The sequence below is a fragment of the Lentzea sp. NBRC 105346 genome, assembly GCF_030269605.1.
Lineage (GTDB): Bacteria > Actinomycetota > Actinomycetes > Mycobacteriales > Pseudonocardiaceae > Lentzea.
Window position 1 is genome coordinate 1 of sequence record NZ_BSTQ01000018.1, and the last position, 24,223, is coordinate 24,223.

A 24,223-nucleotide genomic window follows, 5' to 3' on the forward strand; every position below is an offset into this window, starting at 1 on the left:
GATCTTGCATCTGCCGGCGGAGCCGGCCCACCACGCCGCGAGGGGCCCCAAGTCAAGCCCCAATCGCACGCGCGAAGCGCGTCCCGGAAGACGCAGCGCCCCACGACACCGGCAGCCAACAAAAGGCCGACCACCCACGCAACCGGCAGCCAAAGATCACGCACGCAACCGGCAGCCAAGGAACCCGGCAGCCGGGCAACCACGCACTCCGACACGTGCGGGCATAGCATCGCGGCATGACCAAGCAGTTCACCCACTTGGACTCCAGCGGTGCTGCCCGCATGGTCGACGTCTCCGGCAAGGAGGCGACCACCCGCACCGCGATCGCCTCCGGCACCCTCCGCACCACTGCCGAAGTGATCGGACTGCTGGGCACCGACGGCCTTCCCAAGGGCGACGCCCTGGCCACTGCCAGGATCGCGGGCATCATGGCGGCGAAACGCACCTGGGAGCTGGTCCCGCTCTGCCACCCGATCGCCCTCTCTAGCGTGAAGGTCGACCTGGAGCTCGCAGAACAAGAGGTCAGGATCACGGCCACGGTCCGCACCAACGACCGCACGGGCGTCGAGATGGAAGCACTGACGGCCGTGTCGGTGGCAGGGCTGACGCTGCACGACATGGTGAAGGCGGTCGACCCGGCGGCGACGATCACCGACGTGCGGGTGGAGCGCAAGGAAGGCGGGAAGTCCGGCCTGTGGGTGAGACCGTGAAAGCAGGCGTCATCACTGCGTCCAACCGCGCTGCGGCGGGTGTGTACCCGGACCGCAGTGGCCCGATCATCGTCGAGTGGCTGAGAGGCCGTGGGTTCGACGTTCAGGAAGCGGCGGTCGTGCCGGACGGGGAGCCGGTGGCTGAAGCGCTCAGAGCGGCCGTGGCCGCGGGGGTGGACGTTGTGATCACCACCGGAGGGACCGGGATCAACCCGACTGATCGGACGCCGGAAGCCACGCGTGAGGTGCTCGACTACGAGGTACCTGGGCTCGCGGACGCCGTGCGCGGCGCTGGGTGGCCGCGTGTGCCCGCGTCGGTGCTGTCGCGGGGCGTGGCGGGGGTTGCGGGGCGCACGCTGGTGGTGAATCTGCCGGGGTCTACCGGCGGCGTGCGGGACGGGTTGGAAGTGCTGGGGCTGGTGTTGGAGCATGCGGTCGACCAGTTGCGTGGAGGTGACCACTCATGACCGTTGTACTGCGGGCCACCGTGACCGAGGAGCCGCTGTCGGTCGAGGAACACGCGAAGCTGGTCGCGGACGCCGCGGCCGGGGCTGTTGTGACGTTCTCCGGGGTCGTGCGCGATCACGACGGGGGGCGGTCCGTGCTCGAGCTCGAGTACCACGGGCACCCGAGCGCGGCGGACATTGTGGCCGAGGTGGCCGAAGAGTTGGCCACGAAATACGAGAAGGTGCGGGCGCTGGCCGTGTCGCACCGGGTCGGGCCGTTGAAGATCGGGGACGTGGCGCTGGCGTGTGCCGTTGCCGCGGAGCACCGCAAGGAAGCGTTCGCGTTGTGCTCGGACCTCGTGGACGAGGTCAAGAAGCGGCTGCCGGTGTGGAAGCGGCAGGTGTTCGCCGACGGCAGCGACGAGTGGGTCAACTGCCCCTGAGCCGCGACGTCATCGCGTTCCACGAGCAGTCAGCTGTCCTCGAGTCGGGCTTTGACCCCGGCAGCGTCCGGGTGGCCGAGGCTCACCAGATTGTCCAGCGCGTGTTGCCAGGCGTCACGGGCGGCGGCGATGTCACCGGTGGCGCGCAGTGCATCGCCGAGGTGGGTGAGGATCGTCGAGCTGTTGAGCAGGTCATTCATTGTGCCGCGCAACTCGAGTGCTTCGCGGAACATCGCGATGGCGAGTTCGTGTTCACCCAGCTTGTGTCTGGCGAATCCGATGCTGTCCAACGTGCTGGCGTGATAAAAGTGGTCGTTGGTCTCCTTGAAGAGTTCGACGGCCTGTTCGCAGCAGATGATCGACTCCTCGTAGCAGCCGAGTTGGGCGTGATCCCACCCCATCGCGTTGAGAGCCTTTGCCTCGCCCTGCTTGTTGCCGGTCGCGCGATAAAGCTGCGCCGCCTTGTTCGAGTGAACCAACGCCGCGTCGAACCGGTCCTCCTGCTCGTACAACCAGCCGAGAGTGCTGTGCGCGCCGGCCTCGAGTTCGAGGTCGTTCAGTCGTTGGTACGCGTCGAGCGCCGAGGCGGCGTGGATGCGGGCCTTGGGGAACGAGCCGAGGCGTGCGTACGCATGACAAGCGATCAGCGCTGAACGCGCCTGTGCGTCGAGATCACCGAGCCGTTCGGCGGCAGCCGTGACGTCCGGTTGGATTCGCGCCCAGTCCTGCCAGTAGCCCGATCGATCGAGAAAGCTCGCGACCGCCCAAGACAGTTGCCACGCTTGGGTGTCTGCTCGGACATCCGCGGCGTGGGTGACCGCGGCCGTCAGCACCGGGCGCTCGATCGCGAACCATGCTCTGGCGTGGTCGGCGTCGGTGAACTCCTCCGGTCTCACACCCTCTTCCGCGGGCTTGAGCTCGATGAAGAAACGGTTCGGGTTGAACAAACTCTCGGCCGCATACGCCGAATGCAGATAATGGTCCAGAACGCGGTGAGTGGCTGCGTGGCGCCCCTCGTCCGGGAGCCCCAGCGCGTATACCCGTAGGAGATCATGGAAGGCGTAGCGGCCAGGGGCGGTCTGCGACAACAGCGCTGACCGGACCAACTCGTCGATCAACGCGGCGGTCTCCATACGAGAGCTGCCACAGAGGCTCGCTGCCGCGTTCAGCGAGATGTCGGGACCACGATGTTCGCCGAGCAGCCGGAATACTCGGGCGGCTGGAGGACTCAGCTGCTGGTACGACCACGAGAACACGGTGCGGACGTCCGTGAGCGGGTCGCCGGTGTCGAGCGCGTCCAGCCGGGCTTGTTCATCCCGCAGTTCTTCCGACAAACCGCTCAGCGCAAAACTGGAGTGCGCGGCGGTGGCGGCTGCGATCGTCAACGCCAGCGGCAGTCGTGCGCAACGGTCGATCAGCTCGGCAAGAGCGTCCGGTTCTACGTCGACTCTCTCCCGGCCGAGGTGGCGAGCCAGGAGAGCGGCGGCGTCCTCCTCGCCGAGTACGTCCAGCACCAATCGGCGTGCGCTGTGCTTCTCTGTCAGTTCGGTCAGTGTGTCGCGGCTGGTGACCACAACCGAGCAACCAGAGCCGGCCGGCAGCAGGGGCAGCACCTGGTCCGCGTCGCGGGCGTTGTCCAGGATGAGCAGGACTCGTTTGCCCGCCATCAGTTCGCGGTAGAGGGCAGCCTGTTGATCAGCACTGTGCGGAATCCGTTCCCTCGGGACCTTGAACGCGTCGAGGAACCCGCGAATCGCCTCCTCGGGCGTCTTCGGCGCGCCGGACGGGTCGAAGCCCCGCAGGTTCACGTAGAGCTGGCCGTCGGGGAACCTGTCCGCGACTCGATGTGCCCAGTGCACCGCCAACGCGGTCTTGCCGATGCCCGGTGTGCCACCGAGTGCCGAGATGACCATCGTGCCGTCTGAGGACGTGAGCATGGCGTCCAGTTCACGCAGTTGCTCAGAGCGCCCGACGAACTGCGAAATGCTGCTTGGGAGCTGACGCGGGACGACTGTGAGTTCGCTTCGGAGCTTTTCGGCAGCAAGCCGTTGCTCGATGAGAGCCACCACGGTTCCACGACGCAGTGTTTCGGACGGCACGTCCGACAGTGGTTCCCCGCGCCACAACTCAAGGGCTCTGGTCAGCAATGCAGACGCGATATGAGCGTCTTTCGCATCCTTTGCCTGTCGCACCCATGCTTTGAACTGAAGGAGGTCGAGGGCATCCTCTGCCACGTCGACCATGTAACCGCCGGGCACCGAACGGATCGAATCTTCACCCAGGACGCGCCGAAGCCGCACCACGCTTTGCTGCAACGCGTTTCGAGTGCGGACATGTGTGGGACCGCCCCACACATGTTCCATGAGCACATTGGTGGGGACCGTGTGGTTGGCCTGTAGCAGCAACGAAGCAAGCATCACTCGGTGCGTGGCCGACCTGATGGTCAGTTCCACACCATCGCGTTCCACGAGCAGTGGTCCGAGCAGTCCGAAGCGAAGGTCCACTACGCGATTCTGTCTGTCGCACCCTTGAAAGGGGTGGAGGCCCTCACCGCCGGGGGGTCGCGGTGAGGGCCTCCACGTCTGGAGCTCAGATCACTTCAGGGTGATCTTGTTACCCGGGAAGATCAGGTCCGGGTTCGTCAGGAACTCCTTGTTCTTCTCGACGATGGCCTGCCAGCCACCCTCGACCTTCTGCTCCTCGGCGATCTTCGACAGCGTGTCGCCGGGCTTGATCTCGTACTCGCCCTTCGGGTTGCTCGTGGAACCCGGAAGAGCGGCGACCGGCGCCGGGGCGGCCTGGCGCTGAGCGGGCGCGGCCTTGCGCTGCGCGGGGGCCGGGGCGGTGCGGGCCGGGGCAGCGGCGCCCGTCAGACCCTTCGGGCCGCAGTTCGGCCACGCGTTGATGCCCTGCGTGCGGAGCACGTTCTCGGCGACGCGGATCTGCTCCTCGCGGGAGGCGTTCGCCGGGTTGCCGGAACCACCGTTGGCGTTCCAGGTGCCCTGCGTGAACTGCAGGCCACCGTAGTAGCCGTTGCCGGTGTTGATCGACCAGTTCTGGCCGGACTCACACTGGGCGACAACGTCCCAGTTGACTGCGGGGGCGGCCTGGGCGGTGCCCATGGCCAGACCCAGCGGAGCACCGGCGATGACACCGGCGACCGCGACCTTGGCGATGCTGCGAGCGGCGGAACCCTGCTTGCCGTGCTTGCCTCGGTTAAGAGCCATTTCCCTCTCGGTCCACCACACCTACGTGCAGGGAACTCGGGTTCGGGGCCCGGTTGTGTTCCCCAGTTCCTGTCCGGCGGGTTCTCTCGCTCGGGATTTGGTCCGGAGGGCCGCTCGGACAGGATTCGGTGTTCGGTCCTCCGGTCTTGCCGTGGTTGGTCGGGGCCAACCGAAGAGCGACGGTACGTAACCGCGAGGCGGCTCGCCAAACAACCTAGGGCGTGACGCACGTCACAGTAACGCTCAGGTAACCCCGAGAATCGCCCCCTTTTTGCAGGTCAGAAAGGCCGTTATCGGCCTGTGGCCTTCCCGAGATTCTTCGGTATCCATCACGCAAAGTGAGGTCTGCGTCACTTCGTTTCGACCATCGGAGACGGCCCGCTCACCATCGGTGGAGTGTCGAAGATCGATGCAGGGCAACTGATCGGGGATGGGAACTACGCCGTCTGCACCAGCACGCCGTAATCCCGCGCCGGCTGCCCGCACGAAGAACTCAGCCGCCGGCGAACGGCGGCAGGACGTCGAGCTCCGCGCCCGCGTGCACGAGGACACCACGGTCGCGCACGGCCACCCCGTCGAGCAGGAAGCTGGAGGCGGCCAGCACCCGGCCGAGGCGCTCGCCGTGTCGCTCGCCGACGACGGCCAGTACGTCCGCGACCGTGACGTCTCCGGTCAGCTCGACGTCCTCGTCGGCGATCCCCGCGGCCGCGCGGGCGCCCGCGAAGTAGCGAACCTTCACCTCATCCTCCGATCGCGCTCATCGGCCGGTCCGGCTGGTGGAAGCCGGCGTCGTTGATGCCGTGCCCCGCCGCCTTGGCCCACGAGTTCGCCCGCCACAGCGAAGCGATCTCGTCATCCGAGGCGCCGCCGCGCAACGCCGCCCGCAGGTCCGTTTCGGACTGGCTGAACAGGCAGTTGCGCACCTGTCCGTCCGACGTGAGCCGGGTGCGGTCGCACGCGGCGCAGAACGGCCTGGTCACCGAGGCGATCACGCCGACCACCGCCGGTCCTCCGTCGACGAGCCATCTTTCCGCAGGCGCCCCACCGCGCGGCGCGGGCTCCGGGGTCAGCGAGAAAGCGGTCGACAGCGACGCCAGGATCTCCGCCGCGGTGATCATGTTCGTGCGGGTCCAGCCGTGCTGCGGGTCCAGCGGCATCTGCTCGATGAACCGCAGCTGGTAGCCGTTGTCCACACAGAACCGAAGCAGCGGCACGGCCTCGTCCTCGTTGACACCGCGCAGCAGTACGGAGTTGACCTTCACCGGCGTGAGGCCGGCCTCGCGTGCGGCCGCCAGTCCGGCGAACACGTCTTCGAGACGGTTGCGCCGGGTCAAGGTCGAGAAACGGGAAGCGGAGAGCGTGTCGAGCGAGATGTTGATCCGGTTGAGCCCGGCCTCCTTCAACGCCCGCGCGCGCCGGTCGAGTCCGATGCCGTTGGTGGTCATGGACATCCGCGGGCGGGGGCGCAGGGCGGCGGTCGCGGCGATCACGTGCTCCAGGCCGCGGCGCAGCAACGGCTCGCCGCCGGTGAAGCGGATGTCCGTGACGCCGAGGAGGGTGACCGCGATCCGCATCAGCCGGACGAGCTCGTCGTCGGTCAGCTGGTCGGACTTGGGCAGCCAGTCCAGGCCCTCGGCGGGCATGCAGTACGTGCACCGGAGGTTGCACCGGTCGGTCAGCGAGACCCGCAGGTCCTTCGCGATCCGTCCGAACCGGTCGACGAGCAGCGGTGTGTCCGGCCGGTCCGACGCCTCGGGGGTGCCGCGAACGACGGGAATGCCCAGATCCACTGCTGTCACCTCTACCAGGGTAATCGCCCGCCTCTTGTGGGGTGTCACTACAAATAGGTCACCCACGATCCGGACGATTGGGTCATCACACAACGATTTCTCTTAGTGGCTAAGATGTTTACCATGGCGCCTGCGAACGAGATCCCGCCGGACGTGCTGGAGCGTTTCTCCTGGTACATGCGTGAGCTGAGCGCGCTGACGGTGATGTTCCACAACCGCGTGGCCGAGCAGATGGGGCTGTCCACGACCGACGAGAAGTGCCTCGACCTGGCCATGCGCGCGGACGGGCCGGTCACCGCCGGCCGGATCGCCGAGCTTTCGGGACTGTCCACCGGTGCCGTCACCGGCGTGATCGACCGGCTGGAACGCGGGGGCTTCGTGCGCCGCGTGCGTGACCCGCACGACCGGCGCAAGGTGCTCGTCGAGATCGTGCCGCAGGACCTGGAGAAGTACGCCCACCTCTTCGACGAGGCGGGCAAGTCGATGGTCGAGGTGCTCGGCCACTTCACCCCCGAGGAACGAGAAGTTCTCGAGAGGTACAACCGCCTGCAGATCGAGACGTTCCGCAGGCGCGTGATCGAGCGTTGATACTTGCTCCATGGCGGAGCAGTGGCACTACCTCATGGACATGGACGGCGTGCTGGTGCACGAGGAGCACCTGATCCCAGGCGCCGACGAGTGGGTCTCCGAGCTGCGCAAGTCGGACACGCCCTTCCTCGTGCTCACCAACAACTCCATCTACACCCCGCGTGATCTGCGGGCACGGCTGCACCGCACGGGCCTGGACATCCCCGAGGAGTCCATCTGGACCTCGGCGCTGGCCACCGCCAGGTTCCTGGACTCCCAGCGCCCGAACGGCTCGGCGTTCGTCATCGGCGAGGCCGGGCTGACCACCGCGCTGCACGAGATCGGCTACGTGCTGACCGACCGCGACCCGGACTACGTCGTGCTCGGCGAGACCCGCACCTACAGCTTCACCGCGATCACCAAGGCCATCCGGCTCGTCGAGGAGGGCGCGAAGTTCATCGCGACCAACCCGGACTCCACCGGTCCCTCACGAGAGGGTTCGCTGCCCGCCACCGGCGCCGTGGCCGCGTTGATCGAGAAGGCGACCGGCCGCGAGCCTTATTACGTGGGCAAGCCCAACCCGTTGATGATGCGGTCCGCGCTGCGGGCGCTGGGGTCGCACTCCGCGCAGGGGATCATGATCGGCGACCGGATGGACACCGACGTGCGGTCCGGCCTGGAAGCGGGGCTGCAGACGATCCTGGTGCTCAGCGGGATCTCGTCCCTTGAGACGGCCGACATGTACCCGTACAAGCCCACGCGGGTCGTCGACTCGATCGCCGACCTGGTCGGGAGCTCGGCCGATCCGTTCTCGGCGACCGCTGAGTAGCGCTCACGACTTCCACATCACATATCGTCGCTTTCGTGGAGACCGATCGACGCCCGTTGTATGTCGTGGGTGACGTGCACGGGCACCTGGCCGAGCTCGCCAGAGCCCTGCACCACGCGAACCTCATCGACTCCGAGGGGTCGTGGTGCGGTGGCGATGCCGAGCTGTGGTTCCTGGGCGACTTCGTCGATCGGGGACCCGACGGCATCGGCGTGATCGAGCTGGTCATGCGGCTGGGCGAGGAGGCCGCCGAGGCGGGCGGCTCGGTGAACTCGCTGATCGGCAACCACGAGGTCCTGCTGCTGGGCATGTACCGGTTCGGCGACGCGCAGGTGCCGGAGAGCCCCGGCCCGCGGTCGTTCGCGCGCAGCTGGCTGCTCAACGGCGGTCTGCGCAGCGACCAGGACCGGCTCACGGACAAGCACATCGAGTGGCTCATCACGCGGCCGGTGCTGAAGCTGGTCGACGACCACCTGCTGATGCACTCGGACACCACCGCCTACCTCGACTGGGGCGAGACGATCGACGAGGTCAACGACGCCGTGGCCGAGGTGCTGGCGTCGGACGACCTCGTCGCGTGGTGGGAGTGCTGGCGCAAGATGACGACGCGCTACGCGTTCCGCGGCGACCAGGGGGCCGAGGTCGTCGGCGAACTGCTGGACGTGCTCGGCGGCGGTTCCGTCGTGCACGGGCACAGCGTGATCGCCGACCAGCTCGGCGTGCCGCCCGAGGAGATCGACGGGCCGTTCCGGTACGCGGACGGGAAGGTCCTGGCCATCGACGCCGGCCTCTACAGCGGCGGTCCCTGTCTGGTTGTGCCCCTGCCCTACGAGGAGTGAACTTGGGGGCATGACCGTCAGTTACTCATCTGGCACTTCCCGAGTTCCGCTGCTCGGCGACACGATCGGCGAGAACTTCGACCGCGCGGTGGCCCGGTTCGGTGACCGCGAGGCGCTGGTCGACCGCACGACCGGCCGCCGGTGGACATACCGCGAGCTCGCCGCGGACGTCACCGCGATCGCGCAGGGCCTGATGAACGAAGGGGTCAAGACCGGCGACCGGGTGGGCATCTGGTCGCCGAACCGCGCCGAGTGGTTCATCGTGCAGTACGCCACCGCCAAGATCGGCGCGATCATGGTCAACGTGAACCCGGCGTACCGGGTGCACGAGCTGGAGTACGTGATCAACCAGTCCGGCATCCACACGCTGATCGCCGCGCGGGAGTTCAAGACCTCCAACTACGCGGAGATGATCGAGCAGGTCAAGCCGAACTGCCCGGCGCTGCGCAACACGATCCTCTTCGACAGTCCGGAGTGGACGGAGCTGCAACAGGTCGCGAAACAGCTGCCGTGGCCGGAGCTCGGCGCCGACGACCCGATCAACATCCAGTACACGTCCGGCACCACGGGCTTCCCCAAGGGCGCGACGCTCAGCCACCACAACATCCTCAACAACGGGTACTTCGTCGGGGAGTTGTGCGGCTACACGGAGAACGACCGGATCTGCGTGCCCGTGCCGTTCTACCACTGCTTCGGCATGGTGATGGGCAACCTCGCGTCGACGAGCCACGGCGCGTGCGTCGTGATCCCGGCGCAGGCGTTCGACCCGGCGAAGACGCTGGAGGCCGTCGCCGAGGAGAAGTGCACGAGCCTCTACGGCGTGCCGACGATGTTCATCGCGATGCTCGACACGGCGGACGACTACGACCTGTCCAGCCTGCGCACCGGGATCATGGCGGGCTCGCCGTGCCCGGTCGAGGTGATGAAGCAGGTGATCGAACGGATGGGCATGCGCGAGGTGTCCATCTGCTACGGCATGACCGAGACGTCACCGGTCAGCACGCAGACCCGCGCCGACGACTCGATCGACCGCCGGGTGTCCACGGTCGGCCGGGTGGGGCCGCACCTGGAGGTCAAGATCGTCGACCCGGAGACCGGGCGGACCGTCCCGCGTGGACAGCCGGGCGAACTGTGCACGCGCGGTTACTCCGTGATGCTGGGGTACTGGAACGAACCCGAGAAGACGGCCGAGGCGATCGACCAGGCGCGGTGGATGCACACCGGCGACCTGGCCGTCATGGACGACGACGATTACGTCAACATCACCGGCCGCATCAAGGACATGGTCATCCGCGGCGGCGAGAACATCTATCCACGCGAGATCGAGGAGTTCCTCTACACGCACCCGGACGTGCTGGACGCCCAGGTGATCGGCGTGCCGGACGTGAAGTACGGCGAGGAGCTCATGGCGTGGGTCCGGATGCGACCGGGCGCGGAGGCGTTGACCGCGGAGGCGTTGAAGGAGTTCTGCGCCGGCAAGCTCGCGCACTACAAGATCCCGCGGTACGTGCATGTGGTCGAGGAGTTCCCGATGACCGTCACGGGCAAGATCCGCAAGGTCGAGATGCGCGCGGAGGCCGTGAAACTGCTGCGCCTCGAGGATGCCGCCCGGACCAGGCATGCCTGACGAAAGACCCTTGTCACTGGGAATGACGAGGCGCACGATTGGGCCATCTGGTTGAAGGAGGCGCCCATGCTCACAGCCACCCGGACCACGACGATGCTGCCCGTGTCCGACCCCGAGCGCGCGAGTCGTTTCTACTCGGACCAGCTCGGGCTCAAGCCGATCATGACGGCGCCGGACGGCACCAGGATCTTCGAGCTCGGCCAGGGCGACGCGCTGGGACTGATGCCTGCGGAAGCCGGTGCGCAGACCAAGCACACCGTCCTCACCTGGGAGGTGTCCGACCTCGAGGGTGAGATCAAGGACCTCGAGGGCAAGGGCGTGAAGTTCGAGGACTACGACCTGCCCGACCTCAAGACGGTCAACCACATCGCGGTCATGGGCAGCGACCGGGCCGCGTGGTTCTGCGACACCGAGGGCAACATCCTGTGCCTGCACCAGCTGCTGGACAACGGTGCCTGACAGCTGATGCGAATGGTCCCCTGCGGGTGCCCCCGACGCCCGCAGGGGACTTTCTCGTTACGGAACCTCGACGATCTCCTTGCCGAGCGGCACGAGTGAGACCGGGATCAGCTTGAAGTTCGCGATCCCCAGCGGGATCCCGATGATCGAGACGCACAGCGCGATGCCGGTCGTCAGGTGCCCCAGCGCGAGCCACCACCCGGCGAAGATGATCCAGATGACGTTGCCCAGCAGCGATCCCGTTCCCGCGCCGGGCTTCGGCACGATCGTGCGACCGAACGGCCACAGCGTGTAGTTCGCGACGCGGAACGCCGCGATGCCCCACGGGATCGTGATGATCAGGATGCAGCAGATCACGCCGGCGAGGGCGTACCCGACGGCCAGCCAGAAGCCGGCGAGCACCAGCCAGACCACGTTCAGAATCAGGCGCATACCCCTATGCTCCCGTACGTGCTGAACTGGGGAGTGATCGCCACGGGTGGCATCGCCCACGCCGTCACGGCCGACATGCGCAAAGTGCCCGGTGTGAACGTTCACGCGGTTTCCTCGCGGATTTTGGGGAAGGCCGAGGAGTTCGCCGCCAAACACGAGATCGAGCGTCCTTACGGCGACTACCGCGCGCTGCTGGCCGATCCCGATGTGGACGTCGTGTACGTGGCCACTCCGCACGCCCAGCACCACGAGGTGACGCTCGCGGCGTTGCGCGCGGGCAAGCACGTCCTGTGCGAGAAGGCGTTCACGCTCACCGCCGCACAGGCGGAGGACCTCGTGGCGGTGGCACGCTCCAGCGGCCTGTTCCTCATGGAAGCCATGTGGACGCGGTTCAACCCGCTGATCCGCCGGCTCCGGTCGTTCGACATCGGCGAGATCCGCACGATCCGCGCCGACTTCGGGTTCGCGCACGACTTCGACCCCGCGGATCGCCTGTGGGCCAAGGAACTGGGTGGCGGCGCGCTGCTCGACCTCGGCGTGTACCCGGTGTCGCTGGCCCACATGTTGCTCGGCGAACCGGAGACCGTCACCGCGCACGGGTCGCTCGCACCGACCGATGTGGACGGTGACGCGGGCCTGCTGCTCGGCTACCCGCACGGCGCGCACGCGTTGCTGACGTGCTCGCTGCGCGCGACGTCCGAGACGAAGGCGACCATCGTCGGTACGCACGGGCGGATCGACATCGCGGATCCGTTCTACAACCCGACGAGCATCGTGGTGAACGGCGTCGAGCACACGTGCCCCGACGGCGGCTACACGCACCAGATCCGCGAGGTCGTCGAACGGATCTCCGCCGGTGACACCGAAAGCCCGGAGATGCCGCTCGACGACTCGCTCGCCGTGATGCGCACGCTCGAGGCGGCGCTGCGGCAGATCGGCGTGGACTACCTCAGCTAGCCGCCAGGGTGGCGCGCGAGACCGTGATGATCGCGTCCATCGCCTGGTCGAGGTCGCCCATCGGCAACAGGAGATGGCTCAACGCGAGGCGCACGGTCGTCTCCGCGCACAGCCGGACGTCGGTGCCGGGAAAGTGGCGGGCGAGGTGTTGTGCGACGACCTCGACCGCCGGCCCGAGCACCGGCATGCCGCGCGTGGTCATCAACGGCAGCAGGTCCTCGGCGTCGGCGCCGGTGAGGATCGCCGACACCAGCCGGTCCTGAGCGGTCTGCTCGAAGGTGAACCGCAGCGCCGACCGCAGCGCCTCGAAGGGTTCACCACCCTGTTCCAGCCGGTCCTGGAACCCCCGCACGTAGTCCGCGGTCCGGTGCGCCGCCACCGCCTGGACCAGGCCTTCCTTGTTGCCGAACTCGTTGTAGACGGTCTGCCTGCTCACCCCGGCGCGGGTGGCGACCTCGATCATGCGCAGACCCTGGAACCCGTGTGCGGCCAGCAACTCCGCGGCTTCGTCGAGTAGAAGCGAGGTGATGTCGCTCACCAGATCAGCTTTACACCTGGTGCGGACTTGTAAAGACGTAAAGTGCCGCATTGTGGTGTTCACCGTTGGCTTCGACCTGGACATGACGCTCATCGATCCGAGACCGGGTATGGCGGCTTGTCTGAACGAGGTGGGCACCCACACCGGGCACGACCTCGACGGCGAGCACTTCGCCGCGAACCTCGGCCCGCCCCTGGACATGATCTACCGCGAGATGGGCGTTCCGGAGGCGGAGATCCCGGACCTCGTCACGTTGTTCCGCTCGCTCTACCCAGAGATCGTCATCCCGCGCACGGTCGCGCTGCCGGGTGCGGCGCAAGCGCTTGCCGCGGTGCGCTCGCTGGGTGGCCGGACGATGGTCGTCACGGGCAAGTACCGCAAGAACGCCGCGCTGCACCTCGAGGCGTTCGGCTGGGAGGTCGACCACCTGTTCGGCGAGCTGTGGTCGACCGGCAAGGCCGAGGCGCTCAAGCTGCACGGTGCGTCGATCTACGTCGGTGACCACGTCGGCGACATGCACGGCGCCCGCGCGGCCGGCGCGCTCGCCGTCGGTGTGCTCACCGGGCCGTGCAGTGCTCAGGAGCTGACCGAGGCCGGCGCGGACATCGTGCTGAACGACCTGACGTCGTTCCCGGAGTGGCTCAGCGCCTCCGTCGCACCGAGCTGAGCACGCCCAGCGCGAGGCCGACCGGAGCGCAGAGCGTCGCCGCCACGTTCAGCCAGACCGGCAGGTCAGAGTGGCCCGTGGCGAACAGCACGAAGACCGCGACGATCGCGAGTACACCGAGGACGAAGAGGCCCACGGCCAGCGGCATCACCTTGTCAGCGGTCATGCACGTGAGCGTAGTCGCGCTAACGGAGGTGCCTTCACGGCGGTGTTCTGGCTACCCTGGTGAGACGCGTCCTGGGTACGCCTGGGGCGCGTTCGTCGTGTGGAACATAGGGAATGGTGAGCACGGTGCCGACCGGCAAGGTCAAGTGGTACGACACGGAGAAGGGCTTCGGCTTCGTCACCCAGGACGGTGGCGAGGACGTCTACGTCCGCAAGTCCGCGCTGCCACCGGGAGTCCAGGGCCTGAAGGCCGGACAGCGCATCGAGTTCGGCATGGCCGAGGGCCGGCGCGGCCCGCAGGCGCTGTCGGTGCGGCTCGTCGACCCCGTTCCCTCGGTCGCCGAGGCGCGGCGCCGACCCGCCGAGGAGCTGCACGGCCTGGTCGAGGACATGATCAAGCTGCTGGAGGCGAAGGTCCAGCCCGACCTGCGCCGCGGCCGCTACCCGGACCGCAAGAACTCGAAGCTCATCGCCGAGGTCGTCCGCGCGGTGGCGCGGGAGCTCGACCCGTAAACCGGGGCCGGGAAGGTACGACTCGGGGGTCGGGAACGTAGGACTCGCGCTGTTAGGGCTCGATGTCGACGATCCACACGCCGCGCGTGGCGAGGCTTCCGTCCGCCAGCACGGCTGCGGCCGCCTCGTGTACCTCGATGCGTACCAGCTGGTTGACCGGCCGAGGCACGGTCACGGTGTACGTGTAGTCCTTGCCGCGGCCGAGGAGCGTCTCGCTCTGCTTGCCGACCAGGTCGCTCTTCGTGGGGCTGACCGGGTCGAGATAGCTGTAGACGACCTCCCACCGGCCGTCGGCCAGCTGACCGGGCACCGAGATCTGCACGGGCTTGCCCGCCGGGACCTTCATCGAGGCGGCCTGCTTCTGGACGCAGTTCCCGCCGCGCAGGTCGCAGTAGTACGACGGCGTGACCCGGATCGTCTTGCCCGCGGCGTAGAAGGTGACCTCGGGGTCGTGCGGCGTGCCGCAGCCGGTCAGAACCAATGCCGCGCAGGCCAGGACAGTCAGAACTCGACGCACGTCGCGAGCCTACGGGGTGACCTGGGCGGGCCTGCGGATCGGGCGGGTGACCAGCTTCACCAGCGAGGTGCCGCGGTGTACCAGCACGGTCTGCGCGACGCCGACCGCGAGCAGCACGGCCATGACGGTGAAACCGAGCCAGAACCACGGCGGCAGCAGCACGCCGAGCGCGCCGCCGAACACCCAGGTCAGCTGCAGGATCGTCTCGGAGCGGCCGAACGCCGACGCGCGTGACTCGTCGGGCAGGTCGTCCTGGATGACCGCGTCGAGGCTGACCTTCGCCAGCGAACTCGCGGTCGCGCCGAGCAGCGCCACGACGGCGGCCGTGGTGAGGCCGGGCAGGATCGCGGCCAGGATGGTGGCCCCGAACGCCGTGGCCACGCAGCCGATCACCACCTCGTCGGGTTTGCCGAAGTGCTGCCGCGCGCCGATCGCGTTGCCTAGGAAGCTGCCGATGCCCGCCGCGGCCGCGATGACACCCAGCAGGAGCAGCTGCTGGAACGGATCGCCCTCGGTCTGCGCGCGCACGACGAACGCGGCGAAGAGCGTCAGGAACCCCGTCAGCATGCGGATGGATCCGTTGCCCCACAACGAGACCACGATGTGCCTGCTGACCGGCACCTTGGCCGGCTTGGGCCGCAGCGAGGCCGGCACCTCGCCCTCTGTGACCTCGACCCACGCCGGAATCCGCATGCACAGCACCGCGTTCACCACGCACAGCACTGCGGTGAACCACAGCGCGCCCGGCGAACCGAAGATCTTCGCGAAGCCCGCGGCGAACGCACCGAACACCGCGCCCGCGGCCAGGCCGAACACGGTCATCCGCGCGTTCGTCTTGGAGAGCGTGATCTCCGGCGGCAGCACGCGTGGCGTGATCGCGGACTTGAGCACGGTGAACGACTTCGACAGCACCATGCTGCCCAGCGCGGCCGGGTACAGCAGCCAGTCGTCGAAGTGCATCGCCATCACGATCGACAACAGGACCCGCAGCAGGCACGACAACGCCAGCGCGATCCGGCGGCCGCGCTGGATCCGGTCCAGCAGCGGGCCGATCACCGGCGCGATCAACGCGAACGGTGCCACCGTGATCAACAGGTACAGCGCGACCTTCGACTTCGACTCGGCGGACGCGGCCGAGAAGAACAGGGTGTTCGCCAGTGCCACGGCCATCGCCGCGTCGGCGGCGTAGTTCATCATCACCGCGTAGGTGACCGACGACATGCCGGACTTCTTGGCGCCGTCGGCGTGGGCCGCCCTGCGGAACGCCGCGACGGCCTGCTGCGAGAGCTGCTTGCCGCGGAACAGCGCGACACGTGTGACGGTCAGTTTCTTCGGCAGCTTCGGGGCCGACACCGGGCCCGTGTCCTGGTCCTCGAGCGGCAACGGCCGGGTGGTGCGGGGCGCCTCGAACCGGTTCTCGTGCACGCGGTGCTGCCGGGGCCGGTACTCGTCGTCCTGCCAGGGATAGCGCTTCGGCTCTCCCTGGTTCCCCCCAGTCCAGCCCCGGTTCCGCGTCACACCTCAATCCTGCCTGACGCCGGTGAACCTCACACGGAAGATGGACGGCCAGTTCTTGCCTGTGACCAGGAACTCGTCGGTGCCGGGGATGGCCGCGATGCCGTTGAGCACGTCCTCCTTCCCAGTGGCTTGCGGGCGCAGCGCCGCGAGGTTGAACGTCGCGGTGACGTTGCCGGTCTTCGGGTCGATCCGGACGATGTCGTCGGTCTGCCACACGTTCGCCCACACGGCGTTGTTGACGCACTCGAGCTCGTTGAGCTCGGTCACCGGCTTGCCATCCCGTGTGACCTGCACGGATCCCGTTTCCTGGAACGTCGCCGCGTCGCGGAACGCGAGCTTCGCGGAGCCGTCGCTCATGATCAGCCGGCTGCCGTCGTGGCAGAGCCCCCAGCCCTCGCCCTCGTACTGGACGCGGCGGGTCTCGGCCAGGGTGGTGCGGTCGCGTTCGATGGCGACGCCGTTGCGCCACGTGATCTGCCAGATGCGCGGCCCGACGACGGTGATGCCCTCGCCGAAGAGCTCCCGCGGCAGATCGACCTTCTTGCGGACCTGGCCGGTCTTCGGGTCGACCGCGCGCATGGTGGACTCGCCTTCCAGGCCGGTTCCCTCGTACAGGACGCCGTCGACGAGTTCAAGCCCCTGGGTGAACGCGCTCGTGTCGTGCGGAATCGTCTCCAGCAGCGTGACCTGCGGCGATGCGGGTTGCTCCGCGGTGCAGGCGGCCGTCAGGGCAAGAGCGAGTAACCAAACGAGGGAGCGCACCCCGTGGAGGGTGGCACGAGTTTTCATCCCGGCGTAGACCTGCGGCACAATTCACCCCGTGACCGCGACGACTTTGCTCACCGACGCCGTTGACCTCGCTCGCGCCGCCGCGCAGGAGGAAGCCGGTGTGGAACGCGTCGGCGCACACGTCGGGGTGCTGACCGAGGACGAGTTCTCGGTGACGCACCTCTTCGAGGCCGAGCACGCGGGATACCGCGGCTGGAACTGGGCGGTGACCGTCGCCTACGCGGGCGAGGGCACGCCGGTGTCGGTCAGCGAGGTCGTGCTGCTCCCCGGCAAGGAGGCGCTCGTCGCGCCTGAGTGGGTGCCGTGGAGTGAGCGCGTGCGGGCCGGTGACCTGGGCGTCGGCGACCTGCTGCCGGCCCGTGAGGACGACCCGCGGCTGATCGAGGCGTACGTCCAGTCCGACGACCCGGCGATCGAGGAGGTCGCGCTGGAGGTCGGCCTCGGCCGGCAGCGCGTGCTCTCGCGTGAGGGCCGGCTCGACGCGGCGGACCGCTGGGCGGCCGGCGAGTTCGGTCCGCGCAGCGACATGGCCCGCAGCGCTCCCGCCCACTGCGGCACCTGCGGCTTCTACACCCGCGTGGCCGGCGCGTTCGGCGCCGCGTTCGGCGTGTGCGCGAACGAGATCGCGCCCGCGGACGGCCACGTCGTGCACGTCGAGTACGGCTGCGGCGCGCACTCCCAGGTCGAGGTCGACATCAGCCCGATGGTGCCGGTCGCCGACCTGGTCTACGACGACGCCCAGCTGGACGTCTCCGAGTGACCGACCCGTTCGGCACCGAAGCCCTCCGCGCTTCGGTGCTCGCCGCGTGGCGCGACTCGCCGACCCGGTTCCGCGAGGACGCCAACGCCGAAGAAGACCTGCGCCTCGGCTCGTACCGGGACCGCCTGCTGGTCGAACTGGCCCAGAACGCCGCCGACGCGGCCGGTTCCTCACCCGCTGTCCTGCGCATCACCCTGGTCGACGGTGAGCTGCGCTTCGCCAACACCGGCACCCCGCTGACCACCGACGGCGTGGCCGCGCTCGCCTCGTTGCGGGCCTCGGCCAAGGCCCATGGCGTCGGCCAGTTCGGTGTCGGTTTCGCGGCCGTGCTCGCGGTGTCCGACGAGCCGCGCATCGTGTCCACGTCCGGTGGCGTCGCGTTCTCGGCCGCGCGGACCCGTGCCGAGGTCCCTGAGCTGGCCGCATCCCGCGACGGCGACGTGCCCGTGCTGCGGCTGGTCTGGCCGTGCGACGAGACGGTTCCCGAGGGCTTCGCGACCGAGGTGCGGCTGCCGTTGAAGGTGGCCGTGTCCCTGTCGGACTTCGAGGCTCAAGCCCCGGACCTGCTGCTGGCGCTGCCCGGCCTGCGCCGGATCGAGATCGGTTCCTCGGCGTGGGAACGCTCGGAGTCGGACGGTGTGGTCACCGTCGGCCCGGCGCGCTGGCTCGTGGAACGCGCGTCCGGCGAGCTTCCCGCTTCGCTGGTGCAGGGCGTCGAACAGCGTCCACAGTGGATGGTGACGTGGGCGTGGCCGCTCGACGGCCCGCTGGGCGACGACGTGTTGCACGCGCCGACCCCGACCGACGAACGTCTTTCCCTGCCGGCGCGCCTGATCGCGACGCTGCCGATCGAGCCTTCGCGCCGCCGGCTCATGCCCGGCGACGCGGCAATGGCCGTGCTGTCCGAGGCCGCGCGGGCCTATCCGTCGCTGGTCTCGCGCCTGCCCGCGCTCGAGCGGACCTCGCTGGTGCCGCTGCCCGGCTTCCCGCTGTCCGAAGTGGACTCACGGCTGCGGTCGCTGCTGCTGGCCGAACTGCGCACTGCCAGCTGGCTTCCTGGGGCGAGCGGGGACTGGATCGCGCCTTCGCGGGCGCGGGTGCTGGACCTCTACTCGGAGGACCTGGTCGAGCTGGTCGAGGACGCCGTCCCGGGGCTGCTCGAAGCCTCACTGTCACTTCCCGAACACGCGCAGGCCCTTGCCGCACTGGAAGTTCCGCGCGTCTCGACCGCCGAGATCGTGGCCGCCCTGTCCGGGGTGGGCGGCGACCCGTCGTGGTGGCGTGACGTGTATGCGGCGTTCGCCCCGCTCGCCGAGTCGTCGTCGGACGTCCGCGAGGCGCTGTCGGCGTTGCCCGTTCCGCTGGCCGACGGACGGCTGGTCACGGGTCCGCGCACGGTGATGATCGCCGCGGATCCGTTGCCGGGCCTGCGAATCGTGCATCCGGACGCCGTGCACCCGCTGCTCACCCGCCTCGGCGCGGTCGAGGCGGACGCCGCCGAACTGCTCGACTCGCCGTCGATGCGCGAGGCCGTGGCCCGCAGCGTCGAGGACGCCCAGGCCGGCCTGGACCCGACCGAGCTGGTCGAGACCGTGCTGTCCCTGGTGGATCGCTCGTTCGGCGACCGCCCGTGGCTGTCCGCGCTGGCACTGCGCTCGGCCGCCGGCGACTGGCACCGCGCCGACGAGCTCATGCTCCCCGACTCACCGCTGGTCGACGTGCTCGAGTCCGGCGCGTTCTCGTTGCTGGACAAGCGAATCGCCGACGCGTGGCCCCGCTCCGCCCTGGTGTCGGTCGGCGTGCTGGACGGTTTCCAGGTCGTGGTGGACGACGCCCCGACCGAGCCGGACCACGACCTGCCCGACGAGGGCTACTGGTGGGACTCGGCGCCCGAACCGCCCGCACGGGTGCTGGGCGTCCGCGACCTCGACCTCGTCACCGACTGGCCCGCGGCGCTCCGTTTGCTGGCCGCGTCACCGGACACCTGGCGCGCGGTCACCGAACCCGACGGCTACACCGGCTGGTGGCTCTCGCGCTACGCGTCACTGGACGGCCGCGCGCCGGGGGAGTGGCGGCTGGCTTCGGCGACGTCGCTGGAAGGCCTGTACGACGCGGTCCCGGACCTCGGCCTGCCGCCGCACGTGCTGACCGCCGTGGGCGTGCGGGACTCGCTGGACGTCCGCGACGAGGACGACGTGGCCGACCTGCTGGACCGGCTGGGCGACCCGTCGCGCACGGTCTCGGAGGCCTTGGTGCTGCGGGCCTACGCGGCGTTGCCGCTGGTCGACGTGGCGCCGCCGGAGAACGTGCGGGTGCTCACGGGCGCGGCCGTTCCCGCCGACGACGTCGTGGTGCTGGACCAGCCGTGGCTGCTGGGTGTGCTGCCGCCGTCGCGGGTGCTGCTGGCCGCGTACTCCGAGGACCTGGCCGAGCTGCTGGACCTGCCGCCGGCCTCCGAGGAGGTCTCCGGCGCTCCGGCCACTGAGGGCGATCCGGTGCCGTGGAGTGAGCTTGGGGCCGTCCGCGTCGCGTGTGAGCTGCTGGAGGTCGAGCTGCCGGACGGGGTCGTGGTCGTGCACGACTCGCTGGTGGTGAACGGGTCCGAGGTCCCGTGGTGGATGGTCGACGGCGTGCCGCACGCGGAGGACACGCCCGAGGGTCTGGCGCGCGCGTTGGCGTGGACGACCGGTCGCTGGGCGGACCGCCACACGTTCGCGGCGCTGATCACGGACCCGACGGCGGCCGTCCTGCTCGGCTAGACGTTTGTGCCGTTAGGGGCACCCTTGCGACGCCAGACGTCCCAAGGGTGCCCCTAACGGCACTAGACGTCTTCGAGCCCGACCTGGGCGGTTCGGGAGCCTCGGCGTGCGGCGCGGCGTTGCCAGCGGAATATTCCATAGCCGATGATCCCAAGCACGCCCCCGGACAGCGTGGTCCACAGCAGGACCGCGTTGCCTCGGTCGAAGAGCAGGACCAGCAGGAACCCGAGGAACCACAGCGCGGTACCCCCGAGCACCACCGGCACCGGATCGGCCAGCGCGTGCGGCAGCGGTGGCGGACTGGGCGGGGAGTCGCGTTCGGACACGTCGTTAGGAGACCAGATGCTGGACGGGTTCTTCAAGATTTCCGAGCGCGGGTCGACCGTGGGTCGTGAGATCCGCGGCGGCGTTGTCACGTTCTTCACGATGGCCTACATCGTGGTGCTCAACCCGCTGATCATCGGCAGCTTCGCGCCGGACGACGCGGGGGCCAAGAAGGACCTGCTCGGCAACATCCTGCCGGTCGGCCAGGTGGCGGCGGTCACCGCACTGGTCGCGGGCGTGATGACCATCCTCTTCGGACTCGTCGCGAACTACCCGTTCGCGATGGCCACGGGCCTGGGCATCAACTCGTTCGTCGCGGTTTCGGTGGCGGCCAAGATGACCTGGCCGGAGGCGATGGGCCTCGTCCTGGTCAACGGCCTGGTCGTGCTGATCCTCGTGGTGACCGGCGTGCGCACGGCCGTGTTCAACGCCGTGCCGAACGAGCTCAAGGCCGCGATCGCCGTCGGCATCGGGTTGTTCATCTGCTTCATCGGGTTCGTGGACGCGGGCTTCGTGCGCCGGCTGCCGGACGCGGCGCACACGACTGTGCCGGTCGGGCTCGGCATCAACGGGTACATCGCCTCGTGGCCGACGCTGGTGTTCGTGCTCGGCCTGGTGGTCACCGGCGTGCTGTTCATCCGCCGGGTGAAGGGCGCGATCCTCATCGGCATCATCAGCTCGGCGGTGCTCGCGATCGTGCTGGAGGCGATCGTCAAGGCCGGGCCGTCCCTCGGTACGAACCCGAAGGGGTGGAACCTCGGGTACCCGGCGTTGCCGGACAAGGTGTTCGGCCTCCCGGACCTGTCGCTGCTCGGTGAGGTGTCGTTCGGCGCGTGGACGCGGGTGCCCGCGCTGACCGCGGCACTGCTGGTGTTCACGCTCGTGCTGACCGACTTCTTCGACACCGTCGGCACGATGACCGGCCTCGGCAAGGAGGCCGGGCTGATCGACAAGGAAGGCCAGCTGCCGAACGTGAGTCGCGCGCTGTTTGTCGACGGGCTCGGCGCGGTCGCGGGTGGTGCGGCGTCCAGCTCGTCCAACACGGTCTACATCGAGTCGGCGTCCGGCATCGCGGAAGGCGCGCGGACCGGCCTCGCGAACGTCGTGACCGGCGTGCTGTTCCTGCTCGCGATGTTCTTCACGCCGCTGTACGAGGTCGTGCCGATCGAGGCGGCCGCGCCGGCGTTGGTGATCGTCGGCGCGCTGATGATGATGCAGATCCGCGAGATCGACTTCGGCGACTTCTCCATCGCGCTGCCCGCCTTCCTCACGATCGTCGTGATGCCGTTCACGTTCTCCATCGCCAACGGCATCGGCGCGGGGTTCGTCAGCTACGTCCTGCTGCGCGCGTTGACCGGCCGGGCCCGCAGCGTCCACCCGCTCATGTGGGTCGTCGCCGCCGCGTTCGTCGTCTACTTCGGCGTCGGGCCGATCCAGTCGGCGCTGGTGTGACGTTCGGCAGGAAACTATTTCGTGAGGTATGCTAAATACGTGGCGGAGACCGAACAGACCGGCCTCGCGAGCAGGCTTCGGCTCGCCGTGGTCCGGCTCAACCGACGACTGCGCGCCCAGCGCACCAACACGTCGGTCTCGCTGACCCAGGTGTCGGCGCTGTCCACCTTGCACAAGTGTGGACCGCTGACGCCCGGTGAGCTCGCGACCAAGGAAGGCGTGCAGCCACCGTCCATGACTCGCGTGATCGCGGCTCTGGAGGACTTCGGCTTCGCCACGCGCCGACCGCACCCGACCGACGGCCGTCAAGCCATCGTCGAGCTCACCACCAGTGGGCTCGCGTATCTGGAAGACGAGATCACGGCACGCGAGGCGTGGCTGGACAAGAGGCTTGCGGAGCTGGCGCCCGAAGAGCGCGAGCTGCTGACACAGGCCGCGGAGATCATCGACAGGATGGCGGGGCAGTAACGACGTGGCCGGTTACGTGGGTGGCGAAAGTTCTTCCAACACAACGCCACCGACGCGTACCGGCATGTTCGGTTCGTTGCGCATCCGCAACTACCGCTTCTACGCGTCCGGCCAGATCATCTCGCTCATGGGCGTGTGGATGCAGCGCATCGCCCAGGACTGGCTGGTCCTCGAACTGTCCAACGGCTCGCCGGTCGCTCTCGGTATCGCGGCTTCGCTGCAGTTTTTACCCGCCATGGGTTTGTCCTTGTGGGGCGGCCTGTTAGCCGACCGCATGGACAAGCGGAAGTTGTTGCTGGGCCTCGAAACCGCCCTCGGCCTGTGTGCCCTGGTGCTCGGCCTGCTGGACGTCACCGGCGTCGTCGTCCTGTGGCAGGTCTACGTTCTCTGTTTCCTGCTCGGTGTTTTCGCCGCTCTCGAGACGCCCGCCCGCCAGTCGTTCGTCGTCGAGATGGTCGGCAAGTCACAGCTGACGAACGCGGTGGCGTTGAACTCGATGATGTTCAACCTGGCCCGCATGGTCGGCCCGGCGGTGGCCGGCCTGATGATCGTCGGTGTCGGCACGGGCTGGGTCTTCCTGATCAACGCCATCAGCTTCGTCGGCGTCGTGCTCGGCCTCTACCTGATGAACCCTGCTGAGTTGCACCGTTCCTCGCCGGTGCCGCGGGAGAAGGGGCAGCTGCTCTCCGGCCTGCGGTACGTCCGAAACCGTCCGGACCTGCTCGTCGTGCTGGTGCTGGTGTTCTTCCTCGCCACGTTCGGCATGAACTTCTACATGACCTTGGCGATCATGGCCCGCAACGTGTTCCGTGGTGAGGCTGACGCCTATGGCCTGCTGTCGACCCTTATCGCGGTCGGCACGCTGGCCGGGGCCACTTTGGCGGCGCGGCGGAAGAAGCCGCGGATGACCGTGTTCATCGGGGCCGCTCTGGTGTTCGGGGTTCTGGAGATCATTTCCGGGTTGATGCCGACGATGCTGACCATGGGGCTCGTGCTGATTCCCGTGGGCGTCGCGATGATGACGGTCAACACCACCGCCAACGCCACCGTGCAGCTGGCCGTTGAACCCGGGATGCGCGGGCGCGTCATGGGGCTCTACATGCTGGTGTTTCTCGGTGGCAATCCCATCGGCGGGCCATTGATGGGGTGGCTTGGCGAGCACGTTCACGGGCGGGCGCCGATCGTGGTCGGCGGGATCGTGTCCGTTGTCGTCGCGCTGGTCGCCTGGGTGATTCTGCGGCGGCGCGGGGACCTGCCGCGGCTGCTGTGGTTCCGGCCGCGCCGTGAGGCGGAAGAGCTCGTGTGACCGCGTGTCTTACCCTCCGGCCCCCTGTGTCTTACGTTCCCGCACCCCGAGTTTTACGTTCCCGCACCTCGGCCTGGTTCGAACGTAAAACTCGGGGGTCCGGACGGTAAGACACAGGGGG

25 protein-coding genes and 1 pseudogene are annotated in these 24,223 nt (G+C 68.4%); 15 read left to right on the forward strand and 11 right to left on the reverse strand.

Annotated elements, in window-relative coordinates:
* Positions 1-236: 236 nt before the first annotated feature.
* On the forward strand, positions 237-710 hold the full coding sequence (gene moaC / locus QSK35_RS32230; RefSeq protein WP_285751419.1) for a cyclic pyranopterin monophosphate synthase MoaC: 474 nt from the start codon (positions 237-239) through the stop codon (positions 708-710).
* A pseudogene (locus tag QSK35_RS32235) lies at positions 707-1,599 on the forward strand (molybdenum cofactor biosynthesis protein MoaE). Before moaC ends, QSK35_RS32235 begins: the two are co-directional and overlap by 4 nt.
* Before the next feature lie 29 nt (positions 1,600-1,628).
* Here QSK35_RS32235 and QSK35_RS32240 read toward each other — a convergent pair.
* From QSK35_RS32240 to moaA, 4 genes are all read right to left on the reverse strand, one after another.
* Entirely contained in the window at positions 1,629-4,103 is a 2,475-nt protein-coding gene (locus QSK35_RS32240) for an AfsR/SARP family transcriptional regulator (protein WP_285751420.1), read from the reverse strand.
* A 90-nt stretch (positions 4,104-4,193) separates the two neighbouring features.
* A complete protein-coding gene (locus tag QSK35_RS32245; RefSeq protein WP_285751421.1) occupies positions 4,194-4,826 on the reverse strand; it encodes a transglycosylase family protein in 633 nt (210 codons plus the stop codon).
* Between the two features lie 493 nt (positions 4,827-5,319).
* The gene (locus QSK35_RS32250; RefSeq protein WP_285751422.1) at positions 5,320-5,565 is read right to left on the reverse strand and encodes a MoaD/ThiS family protein; all 246 of its coding nucleotides are present in this window, start codon (positions 5,563-5,565) and stop codon (positions 5,320-5,322) included.
* A gap of 1 nt (position 5,566) precedes the next feature.
* The gene (gene moaA / locus QSK35_RS32255; RefSeq protein WP_285751423.1) at positions 5,567-6,625 is read right to left on the reverse strand and encodes a GTP 3',8-cyclase MoaA; all 1,059 of its coding nucleotides are present in this window, start codon (positions 6,623-6,625) and stop codon (positions 5,567-5,569) included.
* 114 nt (positions 6,626-6,739) lie between these two features.
* On the opposite strand from moaA, the gene QSK35_RS32260 reads away from it, so the two are divergent.
* From QSK35_RS32260 to QSK35_RS32280, 5 genes are all read left to right on the forward strand, one after another.
* Positions 6,740-7,204 carry a MarR family winged helix-turn-helix transcriptional regulator gene (locus tag QSK35_RS32260; RefSeq protein ID WP_285751424.1) on the forward strand — a complete coding sequence of 155 codons (465 nt, stop codon included), beginning with the start codon at positions 6,740-6,742 and terminating at the stop codon, positions 7,202-7,204.
* A gap of 10 nt (positions 7,205-7,214) precedes the next feature.
* A complete protein-coding gene (locus QSK35_RS32265; RefSeq protein WP_285751425.1) occupies positions 7,215-8,012 on the forward strand; it encodes an HAD-IIA family hydrolase in 798 nt (265 codons plus the stop codon).
* 35 nt (positions 8,013-8,047) lie between these two features.
* Positions 8,048-8,851: a metallophosphoesterase gene (locus tag QSK35_RS32270; RefSeq protein WP_285751426.1), complete on the forward strand. Its 804-nt coding sequence runs from the start codon at positions 8,048-8,050 to the stop codon at positions 8,849-8,851.
* Between the two features lie 10 nt (positions 8,852-8,861).
* Positions 8,862-10,478 carry an AMP-binding protein gene (locus tag QSK35_RS32275; RefSeq protein WP_285751428.1) on the forward strand — a complete coding sequence of 539 codons (1,617 nt, stop codon included), beginning with the start codon at positions 8,862-8,864 and terminating at the stop codon, positions 10,476-10,478.
* A 66-nt stretch (positions 10,479-10,544) separates the two neighbouring features.
* Positions 10,545-10,937: a VOC family protein gene (locus tag QSK35_RS32280; RefSeq protein WP_285751429.1), complete on the forward strand. Its 393-nt coding sequence runs from the start codon at positions 10,545-10,547 to the stop codon at positions 10,935-10,937.
* 57 nt (positions 10,938-10,994) lie between these two features.
* Here QSK35_RS32280 and QSK35_RS32285 read toward each other — a convergent pair whose 3' ends face one another.
* Positions 10,995-11,369: a YccF domain-containing protein gene (locus QSK35_RS32285; RefSeq protein ID WP_285751430.1), complete on the reverse strand. Its 375-nt coding sequence runs from the start codon at positions 11,367-11,369 to the stop codon at positions 10,995-10,997.
* Between the two features lie 18 nt (positions 11,370-11,387).
* Here QSK35_RS32285 and QSK35_RS32290 point away from each other — a divergent pair, with 18 nt between their 5' ends.
* Positions 11,388-12,326 carry a Gfo/Idh/MocA family protein gene (locus tag QSK35_RS32290; RefSeq protein WP_285751431.1) on the forward strand — a complete coding sequence of 313 codons (939 nt, stop codon included), beginning with the start codon at positions 11,388-11,390 and terminating at the stop codon, positions 12,324-12,326.
* Here QSK35_RS32290 and QSK35_RS32295 read toward each other — a convergent pair.
* Entirely contained in the window at positions 12,319-12,864 is a 546-nt protein-coding gene (locus QSK35_RS32295) for a TetR/AcrR family transcriptional regulator (protein ID WP_285751432.1), read from the reverse strand. The two genes, QSK35_RS32290 and QSK35_RS32295, sit on opposite strands and share 8 nt — an antisense overlap.
* Before the next feature lie 52 nt (positions 12,865-12,916).
* Between QSK35_RS32295 and QSK35_RS32300 the strand changes: the two genes are divergently transcribed.
* Positions 12,917-13,531: an HAD family hydrolase gene (locus QSK35_RS32300; protein ID WP_285751433.1), complete on the forward strand. Its 615-nt coding sequence runs from the start codon at positions 12,917-12,919 to the stop codon at positions 13,529-13,531.
* On the opposite strand, the gene QSK35_RS32305 is transcribed toward QSK35_RS32300, so the two are convergent.
* Complete coding sequence (locus QSK35_RS32305; RefSeq protein ID WP_285751434.1) at positions 13,506-13,697, reverse strand: hypothetical protein; 192 nt, start codon at positions 13,695-13,697, stop codon at positions 13,506-13,508. The genes QSK35_RS32300 and QSK35_RS32305 overlap by 26 nt on opposite strands.
* A gap of 125 nt (positions 13,698-13,822) precedes the next feature.
* On the opposite strand from QSK35_RS32305, the gene QSK35_RS32310 reads away from it, so the two are divergent.
* Positions 13,823-14,209 carry a cold-shock protein gene (locus QSK35_RS32310; RefSeq protein WP_285751647.1) on the forward strand — a complete coding sequence of 129 codons (387 nt, stop codon included), beginning with the start codon at positions 13,823-13,825 and terminating at the stop codon, positions 14,207-14,209.
* Between the two features lie 52 nt (positions 14,210-14,261).
* Here QSK35_RS32310 and QSK35_RS32315 read toward each other — a convergent pair whose 3' ends face one another.
* The 3 genes from QSK35_RS32315 to QSK35_RS32325 are packed head-to-tail and all read right to left on the reverse strand — an operon-like array spanning position 14,262 to position 17,033.
* Positions 14,262-14,726: a DUF2771 family protein gene (locus QSK35_RS32315; protein WP_285751435.1), complete on the reverse strand. Its 465-nt coding sequence runs from the start codon at positions 14,724-14,726 to the stop codon at positions 14,262-14,264.
* Positions 14,727-14,735: 9 nt separating this feature from the next.
* Positions 14,736-16,244, reverse strand: a complete 1,509-nt coding sequence (locus QSK35_RS32320; RefSeq protein ID WP_285751436.1) for an MFS transporter — start codon at positions 16,242-16,244, stop codon at positions 14,736-14,738.
* Positions 16,245-16,247: 3 nt separating this feature from the next.
* Positions 16,248-17,033, reverse strand: coding sequence for a glutaminyl-peptide cyclotransferase (locus tag QSK35_RS32325; protein ID WP_285751437.1), 786 nt, complete (start codon positions 17,031-17,033; stop codon positions 16,248-16,250).
* Positions 17,034-17,064: 31 nt separating this feature from the next.
* Here QSK35_RS32325 and QSK35_RS32330 point away from each other — a divergent pair, with 31 nt between their 5' ends.
* Both QSK35_RS32330 and QSK35_RS32335 read left to right on the forward strand, forming a co-directional pair.
* Positions 17,065-17,793, forward strand: coding sequence for a DUF3027 domain-containing protein (locus QSK35_RS32330; RefSeq protein WP_285751438.1), 729 nt, complete (start codon positions 17,065-17,067; stop codon positions 17,791-17,793).
* Positions 17,790-20,552, forward strand: coding sequence for a sacsin N-terminal ATP-binding-like domain-containing protein (locus QSK35_RS32335; protein ID WP_285751439.1), 2,763 nt, complete (start codon positions 17,790-17,792; stop codon positions 20,550-20,552). The genes QSK35_RS32330 and QSK35_RS32335 overlap by 4 nt, the downstream gene beginning before the upstream one ends.
* A gap of 62 nt (positions 20,553-20,614) precedes the next feature.
* Here the strand turns inward: QSK35_RS32335 and QSK35_RS32340 are convergent, their stop codons facing one another.
* On the reverse strand, positions 20,615-20,878 hold the full coding sequence (locus QSK35_RS32340) for a DUF2530 domain-containing protein (RefSeq protein ID WP_285751440.1): 264 nt from the start codon (positions 20,876-20,878) through the stop codon (positions 20,615-20,617).
* Between the two features lie 16 nt (positions 20,879-20,894).
* Between QSK35_RS32340 and QSK35_RS32345 the strand changes: the two genes are divergently transcribed.
* The 3 genes from QSK35_RS32345 (at position 20,895) to QSK35_RS32355 (ending at position 24,102) form a co-directional block, all read left to right on the forward strand.
* Entirely contained in the window at positions 20,895-22,328 is a 1,434-nt protein-coding gene (locus QSK35_RS32345; protein WP_285751441.1) for an NCS2 family permease, read from the forward strand.
* Positions 22,329-22,367: 39 nt separating this feature from the next.
* A complete protein-coding gene (locus QSK35_RS32350; RefSeq protein ID WP_285751442.1) occupies positions 22,368-22,796 on the forward strand; it encodes a MarR family winged helix-turn-helix transcriptional regulator in 429 nt (142 codons plus the stop codon).
* A gap of 64 nt (positions 22,797-22,860) precedes the next feature.
* Entirely contained in the window at positions 22,861-24,102 is a 1,242-nt protein-coding gene (locus tag QSK35_RS32355) for an MFS transporter (protein ID WP_285751443.1), read from the forward strand.
* Positions 24,103-24,223: the final 121 nt, after the last annotated feature.

What these genes read in the sequence shown, in the direction of transcription:
- QSK35_RS32345 (WP_285751441.1), top strand. Translation starts at nt 20,895, where the DNA reads ATGCTGGACGGGTTCTTCAAGATTTCCGAGCGCGGGTCGACCGTGGGT.
- moaC (WP_285751419.1), top strand. Translation starts at nt 237, where the DNA reads ATGACCAAGCAGTTCACCCACTTGGACTCCAGCGGTGCTGCCCGCATG.
- QSK35_RS32355 (WP_285751443.1), top strand. Translation starts at nt 22,861, where the DNA reads ATGTTCGGTTCGTTGCGCATCCGCAACTACCGCTTCTACGCGTCCGGC.
- QSK35_RS32325 (WP_285751437.1), bottom strand. Translation starts at nt 17,033, where the DNA reads ATGAAAACTCGTGCCACCCTCCACGGGGTGCGCTCCCTCGTTTGGTTA.
- QSK35_RS32280 (WP_285751429.1), top strand. Translation starts at nt 10,545, where the DNA reads ATGCTCACAGCCACCCGGACCACGACGATGCTGCCCGTGTCCGACCCC.
- QSK35_RS32260 (WP_285751424.1), top strand. Translation starts at nt 6,740, where the DNA reads ATGGCGCCTGCGAACGAGATCCCGCCGGACGTGCTGGAGCGTTTCTCC.
- QSK35_RS32265 (WP_285751425.1), top strand. Translation starts at nt 7,215, where the DNA reads ATGGCGGAGCAGTGGCACTACCTCATGGACATGGACGGCGTGCTGGTG.
- QSK35_RS32285 (WP_285751430.1), bottom strand. Translation starts at nt 11,369, where the DNA reads ATGCGCCTGATTCTGAACGTGGTCTGGCTGGTGCTCGCCGGCTTCTGG.
- QSK35_RS32245 (WP_285751421.1), bottom strand. Translation starts at nt 4,826, where the DNA reads ATGGCTCTTAACCGAGGCAAGCACGGCAAGCAGGGTTCCGCCGCTCGC.
- QSK35_RS32275 (WP_285751428.1), top strand. Translation starts at nt 8,862, where the DNA reads ATGACCGTCAGTTACTCATCTGGCACTTCCCGAGTTCCGCTGCTCGGC.
- QSK35_RS32305 (WP_285751434.1), bottom strand. Translation starts at nt 13,697, where the DNA reads ATGACCGCTGACAAGGTGATGCCGCTGGCCGTGGGCCTCTTCGTCCTC.